General features: G+C 35.9%; 21 protein-coding genes. 13 read left to right on the forward strand and 8 right to left on the reverse strand.

Annotation, left to right across the window (positions count from 1 at the left end; all coding sequences use genetic code 11):
* Positions 1–209 precede the first annotated feature (209 nt).
* The 5 genes from ACR1PN_RS08215 (at position 210) to ACR1PN_RS08235 (ending at position 6,262) form a co-directional block, all read left to right on the forward strand.
* Complete coding sequence (locus ACR1PN_RS08215) at positions 210–1,448, forward strand: OmpP1/FadL family transporter (RefSeq protein ID WP_433979639.1); 1,239 nt, start codon at positions 210–212, stop codon at positions 1,446–1,448.
* Positions 1,449–1,457: 9 nt separating this feature from the next.
* Entirely contained in the window at positions 1,458–2,894 is a 1,437-nt protein-coding gene (locus tag ACR1PN_RS08220; RefSeq protein WP_433979640.1) for a G-D-S-L family lipolytic protein, read from the forward strand.
* 84 nt (positions 2,895–2,978) lie between these two features.
* Positions 2,979–3,917: a ribose-phosphate pyrophosphokinase gene (locus ACR1PN_RS08225; RefSeq protein WP_378176061.1), complete on the forward strand. Its 939-nt coding sequence runs from the start codon at positions 2,979–2,981 to the stop codon at positions 3,915–3,917.
* A 56-nt stretch (positions 3,918–3,973) separates the two neighbouring features.
* Positions 3,974–4,618 (forward strand): 50S ribosomal protein L25/general stress protein Ctc, encoded by a 645-nt coding sequence (locus ACR1PN_RS08230; RefSeq protein WP_378176064.1) that lies wholly within the window; start codon positions 3,974–3,976, stop codon positions 4,616–4,618.
* A gap of 423 nt (positions 4,619–5,041) precedes the next feature.
* Positions 5,042–6,262, forward strand: a complete 1,221-nt coding sequence (locus tag ACR1PN_RS08235; protein WP_433979641.1) for an aminotransferase class V-fold PLP-dependent enzyme — start codon at positions 5,042–5,044, stop codon at positions 6,260–6,262.
* 85 nt (positions 6,263–6,347) lie between these two features.
* On the opposite strand, the gene hemE is transcribed toward ACR1PN_RS08235, so the two are convergent.
* From hemE to hemA, 6 genes are all read right to left on the reverse strand, one after another.
* Positions 6,348–7,385, reverse strand: coding sequence for a uroporphyrinogen decarboxylase (gene hemE / locus ACR1PN_RS08240; protein ID WP_378176072.1), 1,038 nt, complete (start codon positions 7,383–7,385; stop codon positions 6,348–6,350).
* A 40-nt stretch (positions 7,386–7,425) separates the two neighbouring features.
* On the reverse strand, positions 7,426–8,112 hold the full coding sequence (locus ACR1PN_RS08245) for a uroporphyrinogen-III synthase (RefSeq protein ID WP_433979642.1): 687 nt from the start codon (positions 8,110–8,112) through the stop codon (positions 7,426–7,428).
* Positions 8,113–8,237: 125 nt separating this feature from the next.
* Positions 8,238–8,900, reverse strand: coding sequence for a peptidoglycan recognition protein family protein (locus ACR1PN_RS08250; RefSeq protein WP_378176079.1), 663 nt, complete (start codon positions 8,898–8,900; stop codon positions 8,238–8,240).
* Positions 8,901–8,906: 6 nt separating this feature from the next.
* On the reverse strand, positions 8,907–9,488 hold the full coding sequence (locus ACR1PN_RS08255) for a DUF1287 domain-containing protein (protein WP_433979643.1): 582 nt from the start codon (positions 9,486–9,488) through the stop codon (positions 8,907–8,909).
* Between the two features lie 174 nt (positions 9,489–9,662).
* Positions 9,663–10,571 (reverse strand): hydroxymethylbilane synthase, encoded by a 909-nt coding sequence (hemC, locus tag ACR1PN_RS08260; protein ID WP_433979644.1) that lies wholly within the window; start codon positions 10,569–10,571, stop codon positions 9,663–9,665.
* Positions 10,558–11,832: a glutamyl-tRNA reductase gene (gene hemA, locus ACR1PN_RS08265; RefSeq protein WP_433979645.1), complete on the reverse strand. Its 1,275-nt coding sequence runs from the start codon at positions 11,830–11,832 to the stop codon at positions 10,558–10,560. Before hemA ends, hemC begins: the two co-directional genes overlap by 14 nt.
* A 237-nt stretch (positions 11,833–12,069) precedes the next feature.
* Here hemA and ACR1PN_RS08270 point away from each other — a divergent pair, with 237 nt between their 5' ends.
* From ACR1PN_RS08270 to ACR1PN_RS08295, 6 genes are all read left to right on the forward strand, one after another.
* Positions 12,070–13,095 (forward strand): rod shape-determining protein, encoded by a 1,026-nt coding sequence (locus ACR1PN_RS08270; protein ID WP_034677772.1) that lies wholly within the window; start codon positions 12,070–12,072, stop codon positions 13,093–13,095.
* A 28-nt stretch (positions 13,096–13,123) separates the two neighbouring features.
* On the forward strand, positions 13,124–13,978 hold the full coding sequence (gene mreC / locus ACR1PN_RS08275; protein WP_433979646.1) for a rod shape-determining protein MreC: 855 nt from the start codon (positions 13,124–13,126) through the stop codon (positions 13,976–13,978).
* Positions 13,971–14,477, forward strand: coding sequence for a rod shape-determining protein MreD (locus tag ACR1PN_RS08280; protein ID WP_378176095.1), 507 nt, complete (start codon positions 13,971–13,973; stop codon positions 14,475–14,477). The genes mreC and ACR1PN_RS08280 overlap by 8 nt, the downstream gene beginning before the upstream one ends.
* Positions 14,474–16,501, forward strand: coding sequence for a penicillin-binding transpeptidase domain-containing protein (locus tag ACR1PN_RS08285; RefSeq protein WP_433979647.1), 2,028 nt, complete (start codon positions 14,474–14,476; stop codon positions 16,499–16,501). The genes ACR1PN_RS08280 and ACR1PN_RS08285 overlap by 4 nt, the downstream gene beginning before the upstream one ends.
* Positions 16,498–17,745: a rod shape-determining protein RodA gene (rodA, locus tag ACR1PN_RS08290; protein WP_433979648.1), complete on the forward strand. Its 1,248-nt coding sequence runs from the start codon at positions 16,498–16,500 to the stop codon at positions 17,743–17,745. Before ACR1PN_RS08285 ends, rodA begins: the two co-directional genes overlap by 4 nt.
* Positions 17,746–17,880: 135 nt before the next feature.
* Positions 17,881–18,462, forward strand: coding sequence for a pentapeptide repeat-containing protein (locus ACR1PN_RS08295; RefSeq protein WP_433979649.1), 582 nt, complete (start codon positions 17,881–17,883; stop codon positions 18,460–18,462).
* A gap of 78 nt (positions 18,463–18,540) precedes the next feature.
* Here ACR1PN_RS08295 and ACR1PN_RS08300 read toward each other — a convergent pair whose 3' ends face one another.
* Together ACR1PN_RS08300 and ACR1PN_RS08305 are read right to left on the reverse strand one after the other, a co-directional pair.
* Positions 18,541–19,227, reverse strand: a complete 687-nt coding sequence (locus ACR1PN_RS08300; protein WP_433979650.1) for a C40 family peptidase — start codon at positions 19,225–19,227, stop codon at positions 18,541–18,543.
* 340 nt (positions 19,228–19,567) lie between these two features.
* On the reverse strand, positions 19,568–21,763 hold the full coding sequence (locus ACR1PN_RS08305; RefSeq protein ID WP_433979651.1) for a glutamine synthetase III: 2,196 nt from the start codon (positions 21,761–21,763) through the stop codon (positions 19,568–19,570).
* Positions 21,764–21,979: 216 nt separating this feature from the next.
* On the opposite strand from ACR1PN_RS08305, the gene ACR1PN_RS08310 reads away from it, so the two are divergent.
* On the forward strand, positions 21,980–24,484 hold the full coding sequence (locus ACR1PN_RS08310; RefSeq protein ID WP_433979652.1) for a hypothetical protein: 2,505 nt from the start codon (positions 21,980–21,982) through the stop codon (positions 24,482–24,484).
* Between the two features lie 179 nt (positions 24,485–24,663).
* Positions 24,664–26,355 (forward strand): DUF6909 family protein, encoded by a 1,692-nt coding sequence (locus tag ACR1PN_RS08315; protein ID WP_433979653.1) that lies wholly within the window; start codon positions 24,664–24,666, stop codon positions 26,353–26,355.
* The last annotated feature ends 118 nt before the right edge of the window (positions 26,356–26,473 follow it).

A 26,473-nucleotide genomic window follows, 5' to 3' on the forward strand; every position in this document is an offset into this window, starting at 1 on the left:
ATTAATTTTTCAAATTGTTTAATATTAAACAGAATCATTAATGTGTGATTTTTAGATATTTAATTGTTTGTAATTCAAAAAGATATTGTATTTTATGTGTTAAATATTATTTTAAACATAGTTTTCTTTTAGCTGTCAGTTTAAAATATTAAGATTTATTAACAGGTGTATCTAAAATAATTTTATATTTGGGTATATAATAATAGTCTATGAAAAAAATATTAGTATCAACTGCTTTATTGGCTGGAGTTTTGTCTTACGCAGGAGGCTTTAGAGTTTCTTTGCAGGGGGTAAAGCAATTAGCAATGGCGCACACCAGTGCTCATGCTGAAGATGCGAGTGTTGCGTTCTTTAATCCGGCAGGTATGTCATTCATTCCTTCTAAACTAAGTGTTGTTGCAGGAGGTTTCGGAGCAAGTAATAAAGTTACTTTTCAGAATTTGAACACTTTAAACAGTACAGAAACAGATAACCCTCTTGGTACACCAATTTATGCGGCGATTGCTTATAAGCCAATTGATAAATTATCGATTGGTTTCAGTTTTTCTACGCCTTTCGGAAGTACAATTCAATATCCGTATGATTGGGAAGGGAGAGAAATGGTGCAGAAGCTTGAGCTGAAAAGTTTTTACTTCCAGCCGATGATTTCTGTGAAAATGGCAGATTGGGTGTCTTTCGGAGCAAGTTATATCTATGCAAGAGGAAAAGTAGACTGGGATAAAGCGGTAACTCAGTTTGGCGGAACCGTTAATATTAATGACGATAAAGCAACTGGACATGGCTACGGATTTGGTTTCTATTTCAGACCTGATCCTAAATTTGATCTGAGTATTGCATATCGTTCGCCGGTTGATATGAAGGCTAAAAAAGGAACAGCAACTTTCAGGGTTCCTGCCCAGAATACGGTAAACGGACTTTTAGGGTTAAATGCAAACGGACAGGACGCTTTCACGGCAACATTACCTTTGGTGGAAGAATACACAATTGGTATGACCTACAAGGTAACTCCGAAATGGTTGATTTCTGCAGATTTCAACTATCATGGTTGGGAAAGATACAGTCAGCTGACTTTGGATTTTGCTAATGCTCCTATCGGAAATCAGGCAGATACTACAATTTTAGTTGCACCGAAGAATTTCAAAAATTCAAAAACAGTAAGATTGGGAACTCAGTATGCTTTCAGTAATATGATTTTTGGTCGTTTGGGAGCTTATTATGATGAATCTCCATATTCTGACGAAAACTTTATTCCTGAAACACCTTCTTTCGATTCTTTTGTTTTAACGGGAGGTTTAGGCTTTAAGTTTAATAAATTCGGAGTGGATGTTGCAGGTGGTTATGTAATGCCGCAAAGCAGAGATGTAAAGAACGACTATTTAGGTTTCTACGGTCAGGCAAAAGCAAGAGCATTCTATTTTGGTCTGGGTTTATCGTATAATGCTTTTTAAATTTAAATTATGAAAAAAATAATAATATCTACAATTGCTGTTTCTGCACTTCTTTTTACAACAAGCTGCGAAACAGATTTTGATACTGATGTAAAAGATATCGCTGTAACTAAAGGTGAAGCAGACTTCTCAAAGTTTATTTCGTTGGGTAATTCTCTTACTTCAGGATACAGAGACGGAGCACTTTATTCAGGCGGACAAAATGAGTCGTTTCCAAGTATGATCGCTATGCAGATGAAACTTGCGGGCGGTGGAGAATTTAAGCAGCCGTTAATGCCAAATAATGTTGGTGGGTTTATCGGTTTGTCGGGATTTCCAGGAAAACTTGAGTTAAAAATGGTCAATGGAGCATTGAGTCCCGTTGCAAATGCACCTGCCGCAGCTTTGGATAATATTGCTTCGGGTGGGGCTTATCAGAACATGGGGGTACCCGGAGCTAAGGTTTCTCATTTGCTTGCATCCGGATACGGTAATCCTGCAGGTCTTTCTTTAGGACTTGCAAACCCTTATTTTGTGAGATTCGCTTCTTCAACTACAGCTTCAGTTGTTGGTGATGCCTTAGCTCAGAATCCTACTTTTGTATCTGTGTGGATAGGGAATAATGATGTGTTGGGTTATGCAACAACAGGTGGAGATGGTTCTAACCCTATTACTCCGGTTGACGGAGCAGTGGGAGTAGGTTTTACTAATACTTATACGGCTTTAATCAGTGCAGTTTTCCCGTCTGGGACTACCAGAAAAGGAGTCGTTGCAAATATTCCTAATGTAACTAGTGTACCGTTTTTTACAAGAGTTCCGGCAATGCCGCTTACAAATCTTACGGATGCGCAGGTTACTCAGCTGAATGGAGGCTATGCGGCTTACAACGCGGGATTGGCTCAGGCTAAATCTTTAGGAGCAATTAATGATGCAGAATATCAGAAAAGACTAATCAAATTTACAGCCGGAGCTGTAGCAAACGGAGCCGTTATTGTAGATAAAGACCTGTCAACTGTTCCGGGATTACCAAAATACAGACAGACAACGGCAAAAGATTATATCTTGTTAACAGCAAGTGCAGTGCTTACTCCTCAAGCTGGTGGAGGTACTTCGGTTCCTTTGGAAGATAAACTGGTACTAACGGAAGCAGAAGCCGCAAAAGTAATAACAGCTACCACAGCTTATAATGCTACCATTAAAAGCTTGGCGGAATCAAAAGGGCTTGCTTTTGTTGACATGAATGCTAAAATGACAGAATTAAATTCTAAGTCAGGAATTTCCTGGAATGGTGTGAGATATACAGCTACTTTCGTAACGGGAGGAACATTCTCTTTAGACGGAGTTCACCTTACAGGTAGAGGTTATGCTATTGTTGCCAATGAATTTATAAAGTCGATTAATGCTAAGTACAAATCTACTTTACCGCAAGTTGACCCCAATAAATATTCAGGCGTTACATTCCCTTAATATTCAGGAAAAATAAAAACTTAAAAACCACAGGATTGATTCTTGTGGTTTTTTTTTAAATTTGCAAATCTTTAAAAAGTAAAAATGGCCGATCAGTTAAGTTATCTGTTTTCTACAAGAACGAGTAAGGATCTTGCGGAAAAAATTGCCCAGTATTATGGGAAAGAATTAGGGAAAATCAACTTTCAGGAATTCAGCGACGGAGAGTTTGAACCCGTTTTAGACGAATCTGTAAGAGGAGGAAGAGTTTTCCTTATCGGGTCGACATTCCCGCCTGCAGACAATCTTTTGGAATTACTTCTGATGATTGATGCAGCAAAAAGAGCATCTGCAAAAAGTATTACCGTTGTACTTCCATATTTCGGTTTGGCAAGACAGGATAGAAAAGACAAACCAAGAGCACCAATCGGAGCTAAATTGGTGGCAAATCTTTTAACGGCTGCAGGTGCAACAAGAGTAATGACGATGGATTTGCACGCGGATCAAATTCAGGGATTCTTTGAAATTCCAGTGGATCACTTATATGCATCAACTATTTTTGTTGATTACATCAAAAATCTTAACCTTGATAATCTTACGATTGCTTCTCCGGATATGGGAGGTGCAAAAAGAGCAAAAAATTACGCAGGTCACATCGGAGCTGATGTTGTAATTGCTTACAAAGAAAGGAAAAAAGCAAACGTTGTAGAAGAAATGTTCCTTATTGGTGATGTAGAAGGTAAAAACGTTATTCTTATTGATGATATGATTGATACTGCGGGAACACTTTGCAAAGCTGCAGATATTTTAATAGAAAAAGGAGCAAAATCTGTAAGAGCAATGGCTACTCACGGAGTGCTTTCTGGAAAGGCTTACGACAATATTGAAAACTCAAAATTATTGGAAGTTATTGTAACTGACTCAATTCCTGTAAAAACTAATTTGTCATCTAAAATAAAAGTGCTATCTTGCGCCCCGTTATTTGCAGATGTGATGAAGATGGTGCACGAGCATCAATCGATCAGTAGTAAATTTGTTATCTAATTGATAATTAATAATTTACAAATTAAATTGAAAACAATTTTTTAAATTTTTTATAAATGAAATCTATTACAATTCAAGGTACAAAAAGAGAAAGCGTGGGCAAAAAGTCTACAAAAGCTTTACGTGATGCTGAATTAGTTCCTTGTGTTGTTTACGGAGGTGGTGAGCCATTGAACTTCTCTGCAGAAGAGAAAGCGTTCAAAGGTTTAGTATATACTCCTGAAGCACACACGGTATCTATTGAGGTTGACGGACAAACAATCCCGGCTGTTCTTCAGGATATTCAGTTCCACCCGATTACAGACAAAATTATTCACGCAGACTTCTACAGATTATCAGATGATAAGCCTGTAATTATGGAAGTTCCTGTAAGAATTACTGGTCGTTCTAAAGGTGTTGTAGCTGGTGGTGTTCTACGTCAGTCTTTCAGAAAATTAAAAGTAAAAGCAATCCCTGCAAACTTACCGGATGAGGTAGTTGTAGATGTTACTCCATTAAGAATTGGTAACAAAATCTATGTAGGAGGTATTAAAGCTGAAGGATATTCTTTCATGCACCCAGACAACGCAGTTGTTGTAGCAGTTAAGATGTCTAGAAATGCAATGAAAGGTGGTGCAGCAATGCAGGATGATGAGGATGAAGAAGAAGTTGCAACTGAGGAAGGAGCGGCTCCAGAAGCAGCAGAAGCTTCAGCAGAATAAGAATTTCTTATTTAAAAATAATAGAACCTGTCAATTTTTGGCAGGTTTTTTATGTTAAAAATCCAAAGATAATTCAGTCGAAACCTTTATAATCTTTTATATATCAAAGGGCTCTGTGAAACTTATGTGATAAAATAGTTGAAAGCTTAGTGGGCTTAGTATCCAAACAATAATTTTGTAATTACAATTAAATTTAAATTAATTTCACTGCTGTCATTCGCTGAGTGCAACGCCTTTGCGAACGAAAATATTCACAATTAAATAAACTATTCTTAGCGAGCCTATGCGTTGAAAGCATAAAAGCATATATCACATCGACTCTTTCTATCAACCAACAACAATCAACTCTAAACTACAATCCGAAAAAAAGCCGTAAATTTGAAGAGTTCTAAATAAAGAACGTTTTAATTAAAATTTTAATAAATGTTTGACATTCAGGAAATCAGAAGTCAGTTTTCTATATTAAATCAAAAAGTGAACGGTAAGCCATTGGTTTACTTAGATAATGCAGCGACATCCCAAAAACCGAACTCTGTTTTGGAAGTTTGGAATCAATATTATACCGAGCTTAATGCAAATGTGCATCGCGGAATTCATACTTTAAGTCAGTTGGCGACCGAAGAAATGGAACTTTCAAGAAGAAAAATCCAAAAGTTCATCAATGCTAAACACGATTTTGAGGTTATTTTTACCAAAGGAACTACGGAAGGCCTAAACCTCATCTCTTATATTTTAACTTCAAGATTAAAAAAGGATGATGAGATTATCATTTCTTATTTAGAGCATCATTCGAACATTGTTCCTTGGCAATTGCTTTGTGAAAGAACCGGTGCAAAATTAAGAGTGATTCCGATGGATGAAAACGGAATTCTTCAGCTGGACTATTTAGACCAGTTTTTAAGTGAAAAAACGAAAGTGGTTTCTGTCAATCAGGTTTCCAATGCTTTGGGAATTGTAAATCCTGTTGAAGAAATTATTGCGAAGACAAGAGCGAATTCAGATGCTTACATTGTGATTGACGGTGCACAATCTGCTCCGCATTTTACTATTGATGTTCAGAAGTTAGATTGTGATTTCTTTGTGTTTTCAGGACATAAAATGTACGCTCCGATGGGAACCGGTATTTTATATGGAAAACAGGAAGTCCTTGAAGAATTGCCACCCTTCCACGGTGGTGGTGAAATGATTGCGGTTTGTTCGTTTGACGGGACAACGTACGCAGGCTTACCTTTTAAATATGAAGCCGGAACTCCAAATGTTGGCGGAAATATTGCTCTTGGAGCAGCGGTTGATTTCATTAATAAAGTTGGGCAACAAAATATTCAGAATCATGAAAATGCTTTGTTGGAATATGCTCAAAAACAATTATTAGAAATTGAAGGTTTAAAAGTATATGGCGAGAAAGCGCACAGAACGGGTGTTGTTTCGTTTAATCTAGAAGGAATCGGTATTTCTTCGGATGTGGGAATGATTCTCGATAAAATGGGCATCGCCGTAAGAACCGGACATCACTGTACACAACCGATTATGGACTTCTTTAGTATTGCAGGAACGGTTCGCGCAAGTTTTGCCGTTTACAATACTTTCAATGAAATTGATTTATTGGTAGAAGGAGTGAAAAAAGCGCAAAGAATGTTAGCGTAACCTTAAAAACGATTAAAAATACAAGTCCCTTTCAATTATTTTTTGAAAGGGATTTTTTTATTTGCAAATTTTAAATATCGGAAAATTAAAACTGAACACTTGGTTTCCAGTCCACCACTGCTCTGATAAATGCTTCCGCATTTTCTACAGGAATATTAGGTAAAATACCGTGTCCCAGATTTACAATATATTGATCTTTCCCGAAGCGGTTAATCATTTCATGAACCATTTTTCTGATGGTTTCCGGAGTCGAGTGTAATCTTGAAGGGTCAAAATTTCCCTGTAAAGTCACAGAATTGCCGGTAAATTGTCTCGCTAATTCCGGAGTGATTGTCCAGTCTACCCCAAGCGCAGATGCTTTAGATTTTGTCATTTCTTCCAATGCAAACCAACATCCTTTTCCGAACACCACAACGTGAGTAAGGGGAGCCAAAGCTTCAACAATTTGATTGATATATTTCCACGAAAATTCCTGATAGTCTGCCGGAGAAAGCATTCCGCCCCAAGAATCAAAAACCTGAACCGCAGAAACTCCTTTTTCAACTTTTCTTTTTAAATAAGCAATCGTTGTATCGGTGATTTTCTGTAATAATTTGTGTGCTGCCTCAGTCTGTAAAAAACAGAAAGATTTGGCAATATTGAAATCTTTAGAACCTCTTCCTTCAATGCAGTAGCATAAAATCGTCCATGGAGAACCGGCAAAACCAATAAGCGGAATTTCATTGTCCAATTTCTCTAACGTCATTTCTATGGCATCAAAAACATAACCTAAAGTATCATTCACATCAGGAACAACGATATTGTCAACCTGTTCTGCTGTTCTGATGGGTTCTTCCAACCAAGGTCCAACAGACTCTTTCATCTTGAAATCAATTCCCATGGCTTGAGGAACCACCAAAATATCAGAAAATAAAATAGCTGCATCCAAGGGGAATCTTCTGATGGGCTGTACCGTAATTTCAGAAGCCAGTTCCGGAGTTTGACATCTTGTAAAAAAATCGTATTTGTCACGAAGTGCGATAAATTCAGGTAAATATCTTCCCGCCTGTCTCATCATCCAAACCGGTGGTCTTTCTACAGTTTCTCCGCGAAGTGCTTTTAAATATAGGTCGTTTTTAATCATAACTTTTTAGTTGATGGTTATTGGTTTTTAGGTGATAGCTTTAAGATTTAAATTTCATTAAAGTTTCATTTATTACCGACAATAAGTTTAAAAGAGTATTTTCATGGCTTGTGAAAATCTCAGATTTTGTATATTTCCTAAGCTCTTTGGAAGTCGTTTCCCCGATTGAAAAAAGGATTACATTTTCCAAAGAATTATTTTTCGCAAAACTACGAACTCCGCTTGGGCTAAAAAAAACTATTGCATGATATTTTTCATGTATTGTGGGATTTAATGCCTCTGTTTCATACATGGTGATTTTTTCATACTGAATGTTTTGAAGCGGTAGTTCATTATCCAGAACATCAAGTGCGAGATTCCCGCAAAAATGAATGAATTTTTCGTGAACGCAGTTTTCAATAATAAACTGGGAAAGCGTTTCGGCATTTTTCAGAACTTTGAATGTTCCGAAACCATTTTTGCGGAGTTCCCGCTTGGTTTTTTCGCCAACACAGTAAATCTTATTATAGTTTTTGGCGGTAAAATCTTCATTGGGCTTAAAGCCATTCTCAAAGAACGATTTCACTCCATTTAAACTTGTGAAAATCAAAGATTTGTTCTTTAAATCAAAGCTTTTTACAGGGATTGACTTTGTTTTTATTACCTCAATGCATTTAACCGAAACATCATTTCCTAATTTTTCGGAGATGTATTTTGGGTCTAAGTTTTTGGTGAATAAAATGTTCATTGTTTTTTAGCAGTTTATTTGTCATTCCGAAGGAATCTAAACAATTTACGTTAAATTTTTTGCTGAGATTCCTGCGGAATGCCAAAGTGGTCGTTGACTTTGTTATTTAATGGTAATTAAAAAAACTAATTAGCTGGCTTATCTTTTAATTTTAAATCAGAAACCTGCTGTCTTACTTTGGTCATGAAATCATTTCCTGGGTCTTCTTTTCCGGTAAAATATTTCGGATCAGATTCTTTCCATAATTTCGAATTTCTGAAAACTCCGTATTCGGAATGCCCGATGAGGTATTCAATCTTATATTTCTGAGATAAATATCTTACCAATTGTGCGTTGGCTTCAACCTGTTTTTCAGTCAGTGGCTGTTTTTTGCTTCCGATATTTTCAACGCCAATGGCGCAATAATTTAAGCCAATCGTATGTCTTGCAAATTGATTGGGCTCCATCAATTGATAAATCGTTCCGTCACGATCAATGATGAATTGCGAAGAAACATTTAACGTGCTTTGTTTTTTTAAAGTATTTCTTGCGCTTTCAAGATGTGTTTTATTGAAATATTTAAAGTTGCTTTCAACCGTTCCTCCTGCGGTGTAATGCAGAACAATCATCTTAGGAACAATAGTCGGATTTTTTTGAACTAAGCCGTGATGGTCTTTCAGGTATTCTAAACTTAAAGCAATACGTTCTGCGGAATAATTAATCGGTTTTTCGATAATTTTTAAACCTGAATTTTGTGCAAAACTAAAATTTAAAATCAACAAAAAAAGAGCGAAAATGATCTTCTTCATTATTAATTATTTTGAATATTGATAATGTCCGGTAATTTCAAATTTAAAAAGGCAGTCTTCCAAAACTTGTCCGGCTCCGATATTATGAACGATTAAATATCTTTTTCCGTCCGCCGATTTTTTATTCACAACAATTCCGATATGTGTTAAATTTCCTGGAAGAAGCCAAGTCACAATATCTCCGGGAATATAAGAAGCAGGGTTTTGATCTGTTGGTTTTGATTTACCGAATTTCGCAAAAAAAACTTGCAAATTGGGAACTCGTCTATGATCGATATTGGTATCAGGTTTTTTCAAACCAAATTTTTTAGGATATTTAGAAAAATTCTTCTTCATATCTTCATGTACTTCTTTTTGTAAATCAATACCTAATTTTCTGTAAGCTCTGATGATCACATCGGTACAAACACCTTTGTCTGCGGCTACATCACCATTAGGATATTTAATCGAAACATATGCGGGATCGTAAGTGACTTTATCTTTCGTTAAACTTAAAGCAGCATCAGATAGCTTTTGTGCAAACTGATTCTGAGCATTCGCTGTAAAAACAAAAAACAGGAAAATAAATATTGAAAAGTACTTCGTCATCTGCTTAAAATTTAGAATTGAAAAACGTTTTGTAAAGTTCAAAAATTAATTTTAAACAGACCGACACTTTAAACATAAAGAAATGTTAAGATTCAGAGAAACCTTAATTTTACCTAAACCTAAACCTAAACCTAAACCTAAACCTAAACCTAAACCTAAACCTAAACCTAAACCTTAAATCTGACTTTTAATCTCTCTCATCAATTCCTTTCCTCCATTTTCCAAAACAATATTCGCAAACTTCTCCCCGAAATTCTCCTCTTCATTATATTTAAAACTTTCATCGGTTGCGATATAATTTTTTCCGTCTAACGAACAAAGTCCGGCTTTAAACCTGATCTGATTTTCAATAATTTCAGCATAAGCTCCAATGGGGGCAGTACATCCGCCTTCCAGAGTGCTCAGGAAGTTTCTTTCCATTTCTACACAGATTTGAGTCTCTTTATGTGAAATTTGTTTTAGAATATCGTTGATTTCTTTTTTATCAGAGTATCCCGCAACGGCAACGACACCTTGAGACGGTGCAGGAATCATAAACGGAATAAATTCGTAGTCGATTTCCATTTTCATCCGTTTAATTCCGGCAAGAGATAAAATTGTTGCATCAAAATCCTGCTCTTCGAGTTTTTGAAGCCGGGTTTGAATATTTCCTCTGATGTCAAAAAACTCAGTATCAGGATAATGCTTTTTCCAGAAAGCTCTTCTTCTTAAACTGCTGGTCGCTAATTTAAGCTCGTGAAACTCTTTATTGGCTGCCGATTTTCTTTTGATCAGAACATCTTGCGGATGATCTCTTTCAAGATAGGCAACGATTTCTATATTTTCCGGAAGTTTTGTAGGAACGTCTTTAAGGGAATGTACGGCAATGTCAATTTCGTCGTTGAGCAAAGCGATATCTAAATCTCTTGTGAAAACCCCAGTAATTCCCAATGAATACAATGGCTGATTAAGATTTTTATCGCCTGAAGAAACAATCGGGACAATTTCGGTAAGATAGTTCAGGTTCTGCAAATGTCTTGCAACTTCTCTTGCCTGCCAAAGTGCAAGTGCTGAATTTCGGGTTCCTATTCTAATGCTTTTCATTGAATTCGTTATTGGGTTGTTCAACTAAAATTTCGTGCATTAATTTACTAATTTCTTCGGCTTTCAAAGGGTTGTCGATGATATATTTTGCAAAACGGTTGGTGATTTTCTGAATCATCTTATCAGAAAGCTCCATGTCGTTGATATTGATGTACTTATTTTTTCGGTAGAAATTATGCATTTCGTTTCGCTCCATGTTTTTCAGAACAGCTTTGAAATGATGAATGTTTGGAGCCAATTTTCTTTTTTTCTCCCATTCAAGAAAGTCTTTGGTCATTTCTTTAATGATGACTTCGGCTTTCGGGATTTCTTTTTCTCTCTGCTGAATGGTTTGCTGAATTTGTTTTGAAAGCTCGTCAACATCAATTAAAGTTACGTTTTCAACTTCAGAAACATTTTTATCAACATTATGCGGAATCGAAAGATCAATAATTAAAATTTCTTTTCCGTTTTTTAAATGAGATTTATTGATGATTGGCGTTTTTGCTCCGGTGGCAACAATAAGAATGTCTGTATTTTCTAATTCCTTTTCAAAATCATTATAGTCGATATTCGGGATATTATATTTTTCAGAAATCTTCGCTGCTTTTTCCTGGGTTCGGTTCGCAATCTTTATTTTCGGCTGATAAACGTGTTTTACCAAATTTTCAACCGTATTTTGTCCGATTTCCCCAACTCCGAGAAGAAGAATGTTTTTCTCGGTAATTCTTTTCTGATTGTTTAGAATATAATGAACAGCTGCATAAGAAACGGATGCTGCGCCGTTTGAAATTCCGGTTTCATTTTTTATCCTTTTCGAAATCTGAATCGCAGAATTAATAGATCTTTCTAAAAAAGGGTTCGAATTCTGTCTCTCTTTTTTAAAACGGGCGTAGGCTTTTTTAATCTGTCCGATAATCTCAAAATCACCGATAATCTGGCTTTCCAGACCGGCTGCAACGCGGAATAAGTGATTTAAAGCTTCCTCTTTTGTTAAAATATTGGCAAACTGCAGAAAATCTGAAAGATTTACTCCGATGGTCTTGCAATACTCTTCAGCTACGAAAAGATAGTTTGAAGTCGTGGTATAGATCTCCGTTCTGTTGCAGGTAGAGACCACAAAAGCATCCCCTAAATTTTCATCATGAATTCGGGTGACAAAGTTTTTAATATTTTCATCAAAAAATGCGAACTTACCTCTTGTCTCTACATCGGCCTTCTCATAGCTGATCGACAATACGGCGAAATTCGTTGTCTGATGAATATTGGAATACTGTATCATAAGCAGGGGCAAATTTACGGAAATTTTACGGATGGTGCTTGTGATAGTCTGTATGATAATTATCGTAAAAAGCTATGAAAATCCATTTTAAGCCTAATTAGAATGGGTAAAAATAGAAACAGTTAGGGTTGTGTACTTTGTAAATTTTAATAAAAATTTAACCAAATTATCTGTGGCTAATTATTTTTTACTCCTGTGAATTTTATATCTTTGTAAACTTAAATCAAGGAGAAAATTATGAGTTTATTCGATATGTTTACGCAGGAAATTGCGATAGACCTTGGAACTGCCAACACGCTTATCATCCATAATAATAAGATTGTTATAGACCAGCCTTCAATTGTTGCAATTGAACGTTCTACCGGCAGACCTATTGCGGTCGGTGAGCAGGCAAAGCATATGCAGGGTAAAACTCATGAAGATATCAAAACAATTCGCCCGTTGAAAGATGGAGTAATTGCAGATTTTCATGCTTCTGAGCACATGATTAAAGAATTTATCAAAAAAATTCCGGGAATTAAAGGTAAATTCATTCAGCCTGCTTTAAGAATTGTAATCTGTATTCCTTCCGGAATTACAGAAGTTGAAAAAAGAGCAGTAAGAGATTCTGCTCAGAAAGTAAATGCGAAAGAAGTCCGCTTGATTTATGAACCAATGGCAGCTGCAATAGGAGTTGGTATTGATGTTCAGAAGCCTGAAGGGAATATGATTATCGATATAGGTGGTGGTACTACCGAAATCGCTGTGGTTGCTTTGGGAGGTATCGTTTGTGATAAATCTGTGAAAATTGCAGGTGATGTATTCACCAATGATATTGCTTATTTTTTAAGAACACACCACAATTTATATATCGGAGAAAGAACAGCTGAAAGAGTGAAAATCGAAGTAGGTTCTGCTGTTGAAGATCTTGATGTAGATATCGATGATATTCCGGTACAAGGACGTGATTTGATTACAGGTAAACCAAAAGAAATTATGGTTGGTTATAAAGAAATTGCAAGAGCTTTAGATAAATCAATCATCAGAATTGAAGACTCTGTAATGGAAACACTTTCTCTTACGCCGCCGGAATTGGCTGCAGATATTTACAAAACAGGTATTTATCTTGCAGGTGGAGGTGCTTTATTGAGAGGTCTTGCAGACAGATTGCACAAAAAGACAGGTCTTCCTGTATTCGTGGCAGAGGATCCTTTGAGAGCTGTTGTTCGCGGAACGGGTATTGCCCTTAAGAATATGGATAAATTCAATTTCTTAATTAAATAATTCTAACTTTTTACGACTTTTTATCTGAATGGGATTTTTGCTGAGATTATTTTCGAAGAATGCTCTTTTCGTATTCTTTATTTTCCTGCAAATTATTGCTCTCATTTTGATATTCTCTAAAAATGCCATGCAGCAATCGTGGCTTGCAGGGCAAACTGCGGCTTTCAATTCGTGGGTTTCCGGAGGAATTGATGAAGGAGTTTCTTACCTTAAACTAAAACAGGTAAACGAAGATCTTGTTGCTCAAAACAAATCTTTAATGGTACAGCTTTACGGTAAACAGGGGGCTGCAAATCCGCAATTCAGAAAAGTTCATGATACTTTGGGTGGCGGACAAATCTATACTTTTGTTGACGGTGAAATTGTTTTTAACAGCATCAACAGGAGAAACAATTATTTTACAATAAATCGCGGAACTAGAGACGGTGTTTATCCTCAAATGGGGGTAATGGCTCCAAAAGGAATTGCCGGAATTGTCATTAATTCTACAGACAGTTACGCTTTGGTGCAGTCGGTTTTGAGTGTCAATAAAATCAGGATTAATGCTGCATTAAAAAATTCAGGATATTTCGGAACTTTGACATGGAGAGGAGATAATTCCCGTGTGATGCATTTGGCAGATGTGCCAAAATATGTTTCGCTTAAAATTGGTGACACCATTGAAACCGACGGCAAATCAGCGATTTTTCCTAAAGGCGTAATGATCGGAACCATTGCTGGTTATTCCGTGGACAATAAAACAGGATTCTGGGATATTTCAGTTGAATTGAGCGAAAAAATGGGAGCTTTGAACAAAGTTTTTGTCGTTAAAAACCTTAAAAAAGCTGAGGTTCAGAAAATTCAAGACACCATGCAGGCTGTAATAAAAAAAGAAAATGATTAGCAGAACGGTATTTACAGATCTTTTGATCATGGCTTTTTTGGTGGCTCTACAAATTTTTGTACTGAACAGAATCACGCTGTTCGGTAAATTCACGCCGGTTTTGTATCCGGTCTTTGTGATGTTTTACCCGTTTTTCAGAAATAAATTTCAGTTTTTAGCTTTAAGCTTTCTAATTGGCCTTTCAGTAGATGGTTTTCTTGGTACATGGGGAATCAATGCGATGGCTACGACTGTAATTGCTTATTTCCGTACGTTGATTTTCCGTACGTCTACAGATACTTCTACAGACTTTTTTTCATTCCAGTCTTTGCAATGGACGCAGTTTTTGCTGTTTTTGTTTTCAAGTATCTTCCTGCATCAGCTTTTGGTGCAATATATCGAGTTTTTTAAATTCAGCAGAATTTTTGAAATCTTACTTAATGTGTTGGTAACTAGTGGAATTTCCTTTATATTTATCATTATTTACGCATTAATCTTTAAAATCAAACAGAAAGTTTGAACGCACGCCATATAAAAATCTTAACCGTTCTCATTGCCATTGCTCTTATTTTTATAGCAAGGCTTTCCTATTTACAGCTGTTCACAGACCGGTATGCCCTGAATGCTGCCAATACATCCATTAAAACTGAATATGTAATTCCGCAGCGTGGTGTTATTTTCGACAGAAACGGTAAAATTTTAGTAGGAAATCAGCCTGCGTATGAAATATCTTTCACTCAGGCTTTGATGAAGCCTGATTTCGATACAGTGGCTTTCTGCAATTTAATGAAGATTTCAAAACCTGAATTCATCAATAAGATTAAGCTCATTAAAAAAGAAAAATACTATTCCAAGCTTACCCCGATGACTTTTCTTAAAGATTTGAGCAGGGAAGAGATTGCAAGAGTTCAGGAAATTATATTTAAATATCCAGCATTCAGTATTGTTCAGCGTCCGCAGAGACAGTATGAAGTTTCTACATCCGGAAATCTTTTAGGCTATACGAGTGAAGTAAACGACAGAGAAATTAAGAAAGATTCTACGTATTATCTTCCGGGCGACCTCATCGGTAAAACAGGGGTAGAAAAGGCCTACGAAAAAGAACTTCGCGGTATAAAAGGGGTAAAATATATCCAGAAAGACATTAAGCTTAGGAATGTTGGTCCTTATAAAAATGGCTCGTTAGACAAAGACGTAATCACAGGAAAAGATATTACTCTGACGATTGATTATGATCTTCAGAGAATGGCTGAAGAAATGCTGGTGAATAAGCACGGTGCTGTTGTAGCTTTAGATCCGAATAATGGTGAAGTTCTGGTTGCAGCGACCGGACCGGATATTGATCCGAATCTTTTTACCGGACCCTATAAATCAAAAAATTTATATGCTTTATCAAAAGACACGATTTATGAGAATAAACCGACTTTCGACCGTTCTTTGCAGGCGGGTTATCCTCCAGGATCAACCTTCAAATTGCTGACTGCTTTGGCGGCAATGCAGATGGGCGTGATGGATGAAAATACAATTTTCCCTTGTGGCGGTGGTTTTTATTATAAAGGAAAAAGAATCAAAGGTCACGGTGGAGCAGATCCGTTGATTCCTTCGATTCAGGTTTCCAGCAACTGTTTCTTTACGTATGCTTTTATTGCTATTATTAAAAAATATCCGGGAAATCCGTCAAGGGGTGTCGATGAATGGAAAAAAATCATGAGCAGCTTCGGCGTAGGTGAGTTCCTGAATAATGATTTTGCAGTAGGGGCAAAAGGCAGAATTCCTTCGGGAGATTTTTACGAAAGAAGATTTAAGGCAATTATTAAAGCAAGCGGTTCAAAAAGAACAGATTTCAAGAATTGGGACGAAATGTCAACCGGAGCTATTTATAACGGAATGGGGCAGGGTGACGTTTTGGTGACGCCTATTCAGTTGGCAAATTATGTTGGAGCGATCGCAAACCGCGGTTGGTATTACACTCCTCATATCGTAAAAGCCATTGACGGAAAACCAAATCCCGACCCAAGATTTAAAGTTAAACATAAAACGTTGGTTGACCCAAAACATTTTGGTCCGGTCTTAAAAGGGATGGAAGCTGTAGTTTTAAGAGGTACTGCGAGAGGTTTGATGTCTAAAGATTTTACTCAGTTAGCTAAAACGGGAACGGCACAGGTTCCTCAAGGAAAAGATAATTCTATTTTTGTACTCATTGCTCCTGCAGATAAACCAAAAATTGTAGTGGTTGCCGTCATGGAACACGCCGGTTTTGGAGCAACCTGGGCAGGACCGGCTTGTACTGTGATTGCTGAAAAATATATCACAGGAGACTTAAAACGTGAACATCTGTATAAAAAGATGATTACATCCAGTTTTATGCCTGAATACAAAAGACAGTGGATTGCTGATTTAAAAAGAAAAGGTTTATACAAAGAACCGAAACCAGATTCACTGAAGCTTAAACGAATTCAGGACAGCTTAAACCTTATCAAGAAAAAGAAAGATGCCCTGCAAAAGAAAATTAATTCTGAACCCCAAAAACCTAAAAAACCATGAAATGGACAGAAGGAATAGATAAGCTTGGGCTTGGATTATACTTTTTGCTTTGCGTTTTCGCCATTGCCAACATTTACAGTGTTGATGAATCTTTAGGTAAGAAGCAGCTTATTTTCTTTGGAATTTCTTTGTTTGTCGGCATTATTATTTTCGTCAGCAGAAGTAAGTTTTTCGAAAATATGGCAGGAATCATTTATATCGGTGGGGTTTTAATGCTGGCCGGGCTTCATGTTTTCGGGACAGAAATTTTAGGCCAGAAAAACTGGTATAAATTCGGGAGTTTTACCATGCAGCCGGTAGAATTTTCAAAAATTGGAACGGCTTTAATGCTGGCAAGTTATGTGTCGAGAACCGAATTTAATCTAAAAGATACAAGATCCTTACTCACGGCATTAGCAATAATCGGAATTCCTGCAGTGGTTGTATTATCAATTCCGGATGTAGGCTCATTGCTTGTATTTACGGCTTTTTTCATTGCTTTATACAGAGAAGGTCTTTCCGGAAAACTTTTTTTGGTCGGAGGGCTTTTTGGAGCGGTATTTTTAATTGCCAATTATCTGAATGACCCATTGCAATGGAGTTTGTGGTATTTTACTGTGTTTATTATTGTTATCGGAGGCTTATGGTTTGCATTTAATGCGGCTTTTCTTCGTAAAAATGTTTACACACTTTTGCCTGGAGTAGGAATTGTTCTTCTTTTAGCTGCTTTATCATTCATTTCACCTGTCATTTTTGAGAAACTGCCTAAGCACCAACAAGAGCGCGTAGAAGTTTTATATAAAGGAGAAAAAGAATTCCGGGATACTTCGGGATATAACTTATTGTATTCAAAGACGGCAATCGGTTCCGGTGGAATGTTTGGAAAAGGATTCCGTGAAGGTTCCGTTACCCAGGGTAAATTTGTTCCTGAGCAGGAAACCGACTATATCTTCTGTACGGTAGGTGAAGAGTGGGGATTTGTTGGGAGCGCCGTCTTAGTGTTATGTTATATGATTTACATTGGGAGAATTTATTACTTGGCAGAAAAGCAGAAATCGGTATTTAACAGGGTTTTTGGGTATTGCTTTGCTTCGATTCTTTTGATGCACTTTTCAATCAATTTAGGGATGGTTATGGGGCTTTTCCCGACAGTTGGTATCCCTTTGCCTTATTTCAGTTACGGAGGAAGTTCTTTACTTGCCTTTTCAATCCTGACTTTTATTTTCTTTAAACTCAATCATGCTGACAAAAACAGTTTGGTGTAAAAAGCAGGAAGAGAGAAGCTGGGTGATGGAAGTTTACAGTTATTCTTTAAATCTTTTCTTCTAAATCTGCGCAATCTGCAAAATCGGCGAGAGATATAAAAATTTAAGGGGCCCAACCTTTAAAATCAAAAAACTATGAGAGAAGTATATATCATTGACGAAAATTTTGAAAATATTGATTTTACTCAAAAACTTTTAGATTTAGGTGAATACGAGAATTGTACTTTCCGAAATTGCAATTTTGAATATGTAAATCTATCTGAATTTAAATTTACAGACTGTGAGTTTATAGAATGTAATTTAAGCATGACCAAACTGCTTGGAACTGCTTTCAGGGACGTTGTTTTTAAAGATTGCAAAATGTTTGGAATGGCTTTCAATGACTGCAACGAATTTGGAATGTCATTTAAATTTGATGGTTGCGCTTTAAACAATTCGGTTTTCTATAAATCTACCATAAAGAAAACACTTTTTAAAAATTCAAAATTAATTGAAGTTGATTTTTCCGAAGCAGACCTTTCTCAATCTATCTTTTCAAACTGTGATTTAAGTGGGACAGTTTTCGATAGAACCAATTTAGAAAAAGCAGATTTAAGAACGTCTTTCAATTATACCATAAACCCTTCTTTAAATAAGCTTAAAAAGACCAAATTTTCACTTTCTGAAGTTTATGGTCTCTTACGTCAGCTCGATATAGAAATCGATAAAAACAGTTAGCTTTTGATTAAGTTGTAAGCAAAAATTAAAGCCATCGATCTGATGGCTTTAATTTTAATATAAATCAATTATTTAAGACTAATTTACGGATGCTAAATTGTTGTAATTTTCTCCGTTCTCGTTGATGACTCTTTTTGCGAATCTGTATTTAGGTCCCCAATACGAGTCGTTCAGTGATGAGACCATAACTCCTTTCGATGTGGCTGCGTGAATGAACTTAACCTCTCCTTCTTCTGTAACATCTTCTACAATTCCTACGTGAGAGATTCTTCTTCCATGTGAAAAGAAAATCAAATCCCCTTTCTGAAGGTTTTCTTTTTCAACACTTTCTCCTTCCTGAGACTGAGATGCTGCAACTCTTGGTAATGTAAGACCTGCTGCTGCACCGAAAACCGATAATACAAATGCTGAGCAGTCAATTCCATTTCTTGTCGTACCTCCGTATCTGTAAGGCGTTCCAAGATAGGTTGCTGCTTCTGTTAAAATGTTATCGATGGTCTTGCTATGCTTGATCGCTTTTGCGATTTCAGAATTTTTTAAAGAATTTTTTGCGTTAGATAGCGCAACTGCTTTTTCCGATACAAAAGAGCTGATTAGCAATTTCTTATCTTTCTCTAATTGAGGGTCAATGGCAGCAAGTTTGGCATCTGTTTTGTATTCTTTAGTATAAGTTGCCGGTTTTGAAACTACGTAATTGGTTACGCATGATTGTAGTGATATTGTAGAAACGAAAGCAACTAAATAAAACAAAACTCTTTTCTTCATATAAATTTGATTATCCGTGTTAAAAAGGTATATTTATTTCTCTAAAGCATTACAAAAGTAGATATTCCGACCAAGACAGCCTCGATATGATTATTATCAGGTTCTTGATTTAACACATTTTAACATAATATTTAATTATGTTAAAGAAAAACAAACCGCAAGCTCCCTTTTTTGGTGAATGAGCGGTTTTTTTTATTAAGATTTTTTAACAAAATATTCCCGCTTTCCTTTATCCATCACATTTCTGCATTTTTGGAATTCTTAAAAATGATAGTAACAAATTATAAAAAAAGTTCCCCGAAAACCGGGGAACCTTCACTAATATGGAACTTTACAGATGTTATCTTGTAAATAACATTTCTCTATATTTAGTCATTGGCCAAAGCTCGTCATCCACCATCATTTCAAGATCATCAGAAGCGTCTCTGATTACATCAAATAAAGGCTTCACTTTGTTGCAGTAATCCTCTGCCTGCGTCTGACTGTTTGTTACAGCTTTCGCTGCCTCTCTTGCTGCAATAAGATCTTCAACGCCAACTTTAATTGTCGAAACATTTTCAGAAATGTTTGCGATTAAACTCATTTGCTCTTTCGCTAAAGTTTTGAATTCTTTATCTCCGAAGATTTCTTTAAGACCTTTTACGTTTTCAATTAATCTGTTCTGATATTTTAAAGCAGAAGGAATAATGTGGTTTCTTGCGATATCACTCAAAACTCTTGCTTCGATATCGATAACGGTAGAATATTTCTCTAATTTGATCTCGTTTCTAGCTTCAACTTCTCTATGCGTGAAAACGCCGATTTCTTCATAAAGATCTAAAAATTTCTGATCCATTTCCTGCTTAAGGGCTTCCGGAGTAGTTTTTAAATTGTTTAAACCTCTCTTTTCGGCTTCTTTTGCCCAGTCATCAGAATATCCGTCACCTTCAAACATGATGTTTTTACACTGCTTGATGTATTCTCTCAATACATTGAAGATCGCTTCGTCTTTTTTAAGACCTGTTTCAATTAAAGCATCAACTTCTTTCTTGAAATCGTTTAATTGTTTTGCAGCAATCGTGTTCATTACTGTCATAGACTCAGCACAGTTTGCAGCAGAACCTACCGCTCTGATTTCGAATTTGTTTCCTGTAAATGCGAATGGAGAAGTCCTGTTTCTGTCAGTGTTATCTAACAAGATTTCAGGTATTTTCCCAACTACATTTAATTTTAAGTCTGTTTTTTCGTCCGGTGAAAGTTTTCCTTCCGTTACTTTTTCAAGCTCTTCCAAAACTCTGAACAACTGGCTTCCGATAAATACGGAAATAATTGCAGGTGGAGCTTCGTTTGCACCTAATCTGTGATCGTTACTTGCAGAAGCGATACTTGCTCTTAAAAGGTCTGCGTATTCGTGAACTGCTTTAATGGTATTAACGAAGAATGTTAAGAACTGTAAGTTTTTCTTAGGATTTTTTCCCGGGCTTAGTAGGTTTTCACCTGTATCAGTTGCTAAAGACCAGTTGTTGTGCTTTCCGCTTCCGTTTACTCCTGCGAATGGTTTTTCGTGGAATAAAATGTGGAAATGATGTCTGTGAGCGATTCTTGCCATTACGTCCATCAACAAAGAGTTGTGGTCAACAGCGACGTTTACTTCTTCAAACATTGGAGCCAGCTCAAATTGATTTGGAGCCACCTCGTTGTGTCTTGTCGTTACAGGAATACCCAATTTCATACATTCGATTTCCAACTCTTTCATGAAGTTCATTACTCTTGTAGGAATAGAACCGAAATAGTGGTCATCCAATTGCTGTCCTTTTGCAGGAGAATGTCCTAGTAAAGTTTTACCTGTTAGTACAAGGTCCGGACGAGATTGATACAATGCTGAATCTACCAGGAAATATTCTTGCTCCCAACCTAAAGTAGGCGTTACTTTTGTTACATTTTTGTCGAAATACTGCATTACGTTTGTTGCAGCTTCATCTACCGCGTTCAATGCTCTTAAAAGAGGTGCTTTATAATCTAAAGTTTCTCCGGTATAAGAGATGAAAATTGAAGGAATACAAAGAGTGGTTCCCATAATGAATGCAGGAGAAGTAGGATCCCAAGCTGTATAACCTCTCGCTTCGAAAGTGTTTCTGATCCCTCCATTCGGGAAAGAAGATGCATCCGGTTCCTGCTGGATTAATAAGTTTCCGCTGAATCTTTCGATTGCTCTGCCTCCTTCGATGGGAGTGAAGAAAGAATCGTGCTTTTCTGCAGTAGATCCTGTCAAAGGTTGAAACCAGTGGGTATAGTGTGTTACACCTTTGCTCATTGCCCAGTCTTTCATTGCTACCGCAACTTGGTCTGCAATGTGCCTTTGGATTTGAGTTCCTTTTTTCATCGCATCCAAAATAGATTGGAATGCTTCTTTTGTTAAATATTCTCTCATTGTTTCTTCTGAGAAAACATTCTGACAGAATAATTCTGACAATTTCACAGGAATTTCGATAGAATTATCTTTTCTAAAGTCCTTAAATGGTAAAGTTTCTAACGCTTTGAATCTTAAAGTCGACATATTGGGTTTGATTTTACAGGGCAAATTTACGAAAAAATTAAAACCAAAATCCAATACCCCTATATTTTTTGCGATAATTTATGAATAAATCTAATTTTAAATACAAAACACCCTCTTGTTTTGATGGGTGTTTTTGGGTTCAGTTTGATTTTTGCTTTAATAAATGCGTTTTTAATAAAGCTAAAGATTTCTTACTTTTGAATAAATCCAAAATGTATGATTAAAAAATCTGTATTTATTATTTCTTTTCTTCTGTTTAAAATATTGTTTTCTCAAAAATCCGAACCCATTTATTATGATAAAGATTGGAAAGTGACTTCAAAATCTAATGCTTCTTATTATAGACTAATGCCAATAAAAGAATTAGGCGAATTGATGCTGCTTCAGGATTTTTATATCAACGGAACGCCACAGTTTGAAGGCTACGCATTAAAGAAAAACGAAAATGGTTACGTGGGAGATATTATATGGTATGACGAAAACGGGAATGATGAGAATTTTCGTCAATATCGGAATGATACAAAAAATTTCACCTTATTATATTATCACCCTAATGGACAAGTCCGAAAGAAAGTTCAGTATAAAAATGGGATAAAAGATGGTGAAACTGTTATTTACAGTACAGATGGAGCTGTTTTAATGAAAGGAACTTATGTAATAGGAAAACCTGATAGCGGAAGTTTTGAAAGGGTAAAAAATAATGAGGACTATGATTATAATGAAAAGATTGAGCAAATTTCTGTATCAGAGACAGGAAGTCGTCATAGTGATGAAGGTGTTGAAGTTCCGCCACCGCCTCCGGTTCCTTTAAAAACAACTGAAGTGGCTCCACAAACGCTAGAGCTTTTGGAACCGATGGATGAAGAAAATGTTTCAAAAAAAATAAAAAACAGAAAAACAGTTACTGAAAAAATATTTTGGGCAAATTCAAAACAAATCGCTCAGGAAAAAGTTTTTGCCATTGATCGAGGTTATTTTAAATCTATTGAACAGAAAAATTACGACAAGTCGGGAAAATTAATTCAATCTTTGAATGAAGCCAACTTTTACGAATATGGAAGTGATATTAAAAATGGGCTGGATTATGAGTATTATCTCCAAAATAATTTTGCAACGGAAGTTAAGTCGATTATAAAATATGCTGGTAAATTAAGATCAGGGAAGAATTTGTCATATTTCCCAAACGGAAAAATCTCAACGGAAACTTTATATAAAGAAGGTTGGAGAGAGGGAGAAGAAATTGTTTATACTGAAGATGGAAAACTGAAAAGCAAAAGGGTGTATAAAAAGGATGAGCCTTTTCACGGGAATTTTGATGAAAAGATAGCGGAGTTTAATGTGAATTTAAATTATGTAAATGGTTTAAAAGAGGGTGAAGCAATTGCAGTAAACGAAGAAAAACAAATCGTTGCCCAAGGAATTTATAAAAATGGAAAGCCTTTTAACGGAACTTTTATTGAGCAACTTAATGACCGTTCCGATGATTACGAATTGATCAATGTTGAAGATTTCAAAAAAACAGGATTGCAGAAAGTATTTGGTTATCGATTGGAAAATCTGGAAAAAACTTACCATGTTAAAGATGGAAAGTTGGATGGTATGACAACTTTTTATGATGATGGTAAAATTACAGGAACTTTAGAGTATAAAAATGACCAGCCTTACAGTGGAACTTTAGTGCAAAACGGAGGAACTTCTATTTTTAAAGATGGAAAAATTGTTGAAGAGACTTTTTATGAAGGTCGTTATAATAAAGACAAAGTTCGAAAGCGAAAAATTTATGAAAACGGAATTTTGGCAAAAATTAAAGATTATACGTACACGATTTCAGAAAAGCCGCAGGAATTCTATGAAGGGATTTTTAAAAACGAAAAACCTTTTTCAGGATACTTTGAAACCGAAGATAGCCGTGAGTTTAAACAGGTTGACTATTTTGAAAACGGAGCCCGGAAGTTTCAGTATTCAAATGATTATTTGAAAAACATGGACAATTACACGCATCAATTATATGACATTAAATCTACTTACAAAGACCGAAAAATTTTTGATGGTGTGGAATATAAGCTGAATGAAAAGCAATTTATTTCAAGATATTGGAAGAGTGGAGTCTTGAAAAGTTTCGACTGGGATTTATTTGCGATGCATTATTTTAACAGAATTCATTTTGAGATAAAAAGTAATGCGATTGAAGTTTCTGATATGCAGGCCAATAGAAAAGCTGAAATTAAAATTGAGCAGTCAGGAAATACTTTTAATAAACAACTTTCAATCGACGGAAAGCTTGTTGATTCTACTCGGAAGGAATATCTGGAATCAAAATATAAAGAAGAGATTATTCTATATTATGAGCAAAATGGAAAAATAATTTCCAAAAAAATGAAAGCGTTTGATGAGTCTATCCAGCCAAGTGAAGGAACAGAATTGTTTTACAAAGTTTATATAGCTGTTCTGGAATCAGGAAATATTCAGGAGAGTTTTAATGATTTATCGGAAAAAATCGTTTCAGATAAGTTCATGGAAGAAACTGATGAAAATCGTATTATCACTGGAGTTCAAACGGATTCTGAAGGTAAGCCAAAAGATGGAATTTTCATCACGGCGACTCAAAATAACACCTACACTTTACAACTCTATATGAATCGAAAATTGATGAAAACTGTAGAAAAAGTTAGTTTCGATAAAATAAAGGACGAAATAAAGAAACTGGAGCGGTTAGATTAAATATGAATAAAAATTATTCTGAAATTCTTCTTACATATCCTGATAAGTGGTAATTTTAAAAATCATTTAATTTATTAACTAGGTTTTTAGGTTGATTTGCAAGTTGTTGAAAATAAGCAAATTGAAGTATTAAAAATATTTTTCGTAACTTGCGAGACTTTTTATAAAAATTTTAATATATGACAAATTCTAGAGCAAGAGAAACCACCGAGGCAATTGAAAGACTATACATATCTATGAGGCATTTGTTTTATAGAGGTTTTTTCAAGCCAAGCGGAGTTTCGGGAGAAAGCATTAGAAGTTTGTTGAAGACGATCAATCCGGAAATTTACGGTACCATGAGTGTTCCAAGCAAGTTGGAATTGGATGGTTTGATGTATGTTTTAGACAGACTTCCAGAAGGTATTGAAGAATGTGCTTTCATTCATCTTACATCGGATGAAGGTTTTGATAAAGGAAGTTTTGAGCCGATCGTTCCTAAAAAGAGAAGAAGAAACTGTTACAGAATCGATGAACATCAGATGAATATTGAAGTTCTTTTGGGTCGTTCAGAAATCTACGATATTCTTACCCACCTTACCTTCTTATTTATTGAAGCAGATAAAATCAGAAATCTTGCATTTATCCAGGATGAAAACTGGAAGCCGACAAGAGCTTTCAAAATCATCGAAGAAGTAGTGAAAGGCGAGAAAAAATTCAGCAGAAAAGAAAAAGAAGTGGCATTGATTCATTTATCTTCTTTAATCGGAAGAACGTTTGATGAAACTTTAAATGCTTATAACACGTTTGGCGATGACGAAAACCCGGACAGATTGTTTAAAATCATCTATCATTTAGGCAAAGTAAGTCTGGAAGATGCAAAGCAGAGCCGTGAAAGAGAAATTCATTTCAGTGCAATCCTGAAGGAGAGAGTAGGGCATCACTATTTCGGAGAAAAATGGGCAAATAAGGTGAAAGAAGTTTTATTTGAAAACGATCTTCACATGCGACCGTTGCACATTATTTCTGCCAACATGCACTCAGTGAAAAATATGCTGTATGCCAATGATGCGCTGAAAAAGAAGCAGACTAAGGAGGTGGATTATAAACTGTATGAAGAAATCTCAAACAAAAAAGATTTGAGAGATAAAGTTCTAAAATACGCTAAGGAAGAAGGATTGATTCACATTCATGATAAAAGCGGAAGTAACATAGATGTTCAGATTATCGATTTAAGTAAAGTTGATCTAAAAAATACGCCGTTCAATAATGCTAAATTTAATGGCGACGATGTTGTTCTGGTCTTTGATTACGCTTTTGGAGAGCAGGCTTTTGAGGTAATGGACGAACTTTTAAGACCATTCGAGCAGAAAGGTGAGGTATATATGATGAAAGTAAAATCGGTTTCTATCATGGGTAAAGCAGGAATTCTTGCCGGCGGAAAAGGTGATATTATGATTCCTACATCTCATATTTTTGAAGGAACAGCCGATAATTATCCGTTTGAAAACGCTTTGAAAAAAGAAGATTTCGTAGATGACGAGTTGCAGGTTTTCGAAGGACCAATGATTACCGTTTTGGGAACATCACTTCAAAACAGAGATATTCTTCAGTATTTTATGAACACTTCCTGGAAAGCAATCGGACTGGAAATGGAAGGCGCGCATTACCAGAAAGCAATTCAGGTGGCTTCTAAAATCAGACACCACATTTCTCCGGATTTATTTGTGATGTATGCGTATTACGCATCAGATAACCCGTTGGAAACAGGTTCTACGCTTTCTTCTGGAGGTTTAGGATTAACCGGAGTAAAACCAACCTATCTGATTACGTTAAGAATTTTAGAAAAAATCTTACAAAGCGGAGTAAAAGAAACTTCTGCTAAGAAATAGATTTTAACTAAACCTATAATTTAATCCTTCAAGACTTCAAAAACCTTGAAGGATTTTTTTGTTCTGCTACGAATGTACGAATTTCATGATGATGTAAATGAACGTGTCAAGGCATTAA

Origin of the sequence: Chryseobacterium sp. RLHN22, from assembly GCF_051011795.1 — a bacterium.
Lineage (GTDB): Bacteria > Bacteroidota > Bacteroidia > Flavobacteriales > Weeksellaceae > Chryseobacterium > Chryseobacterium zhengzhouense.

Excerpts from the sequence above, each read along its gene's own strand:
- ACR1PN_RS08215 (WP_433979639.1), top strand. The coding sequence starts at position 210 with ATGAAAAAAATATTAGTATCAACTGCTTTATTGGCTGGAGTTTTGTCT.
- ACR1PN_RS08220 (WP_433979640.1), top strand. The coding sequence starts at position 1,458 with ATGAAAAAAATAATAATATCTACAATTGCTGTTTCTGCACTTCTTTTT.
- ACR1PN_RS08225 (WP_378176061.1), top strand. The coding sequence starts at position 2,979 with ATGGCCGATCAGTTAAGTTATCTGTTTTCTACAAGAACGAGTAAGGAT.
- ACR1PN_RS08230 (WP_378176064.1), top strand. The coding sequence starts at position 3,974 with ATGAAATCTATTACAATTCAAGGTACAAAAAGAGAAAGCGTGGGCAAA.
- ACR1PN_RS08235 (WP_433979641.1), top strand. The coding sequence starts at position 5,042 with ATGTTTGACATTCAGGAAATCAGAAGTCAGTTTTCTATATTAAATCAA.
- hemE (WP_378176072.1), bottom strand. The coding sequence starts at position 7,385 with ATGATTAAAAACGACCTATATTTAAAAGCACTTCGCGGAGAAACTGTA.
- ACR1PN_RS08245 (WP_433979642.1), bottom strand. The coding sequence starts at position 8,112 with ATGAACATTTTATTCACCAAAAACTTAGACCCAAAATACATCTCCGAA.
- ACR1PN_RS08250 (WP_378176079.1), bottom strand. The coding sequence starts at position 8,900 with ATGAAGAAGATCATTTTCGCTCTTTTTTTGTTGATTTTAAATTTTAGT.
- ACR1PN_RS08255 (WP_433979643.1), bottom strand. The coding sequence starts at position 9,488 with ATGACGAAGTACTTTTCAATATTTATTTTCCTGTTTTTTGTTTTTACA.
- hemC (WP_433979644.1), bottom strand. The coding sequence starts at position 10,571 with ATGAAAAGCATTAGAATAGGAACCCGAAATTCAGCACTTGCACTTTGG.
- hemA (WP_433979645.1), bottom strand. The coding sequence starts at position 11,832 with ATGATACAGTATTCCAATATTCATCAGACAACGAATTTCGCCGTATTG.
- ACR1PN_RS08270 (WP_034677772.1), top strand. The coding sequence starts at position 12,070 with ATGAGTTTATTCGATATGTTTACGCAGGAAATTGCGATAGACCTTGGA.
- mreC (WP_433979646.1), top strand. The coding sequence starts at position 13,124 with ATGGGATTTTTGCTGAGATTATTTTCGAAGAATGCTCTTTTCGTATTC.
- ACR1PN_RS08280 (WP_378176095.1), top strand. The coding sequence starts at position 13,971 with ATGATTAGCAGAACGGTATTTACAGATCTTTTGATCATGGCTTTTTTG.
- rodA (WP_433979648.1), top strand. The coding sequence starts at position 16,498 with ATGAAATGGACAGAAGGAATAGATAAGCTTGGGCTTGGATTATACTTT.
- ACR1PN_RS08295 (WP_433979649.1), top strand. The coding sequence starts at position 17,881 with ATGAGAGAAGTATATATCATTGACGAAAATTTTGAAAATATTGATTTT.
- ACR1PN_RS08300 (WP_433979650.1), bottom strand. The coding sequence starts at position 19,227 with ATGAAGAAAAGAGTTTTGTTTTATTTAGTTGCTTTCGTTTCTACAATA.
- ACR1PN_RS08305 (WP_433979651.1), bottom strand. The coding sequence starts at position 21,763 with ATGTCGACTTTAAGATTCAAAGCGTTAGAAACTTTACCATTTAAGGAC.
- ACR1PN_RS08310 (WP_433979652.1), top strand. The coding sequence starts at position 21,980 with ATGATTAAAAAATCTGTATTTATTATTTCTTTTCTTCTGTTTAAAATA.
- ACR1PN_RS08315 (WP_433979653.1), top strand. The coding sequence starts at position 24,664 with ATGACAAATTCTAGAGCAAGAGAAACCACCGAGGCAATTGAAAGACTA.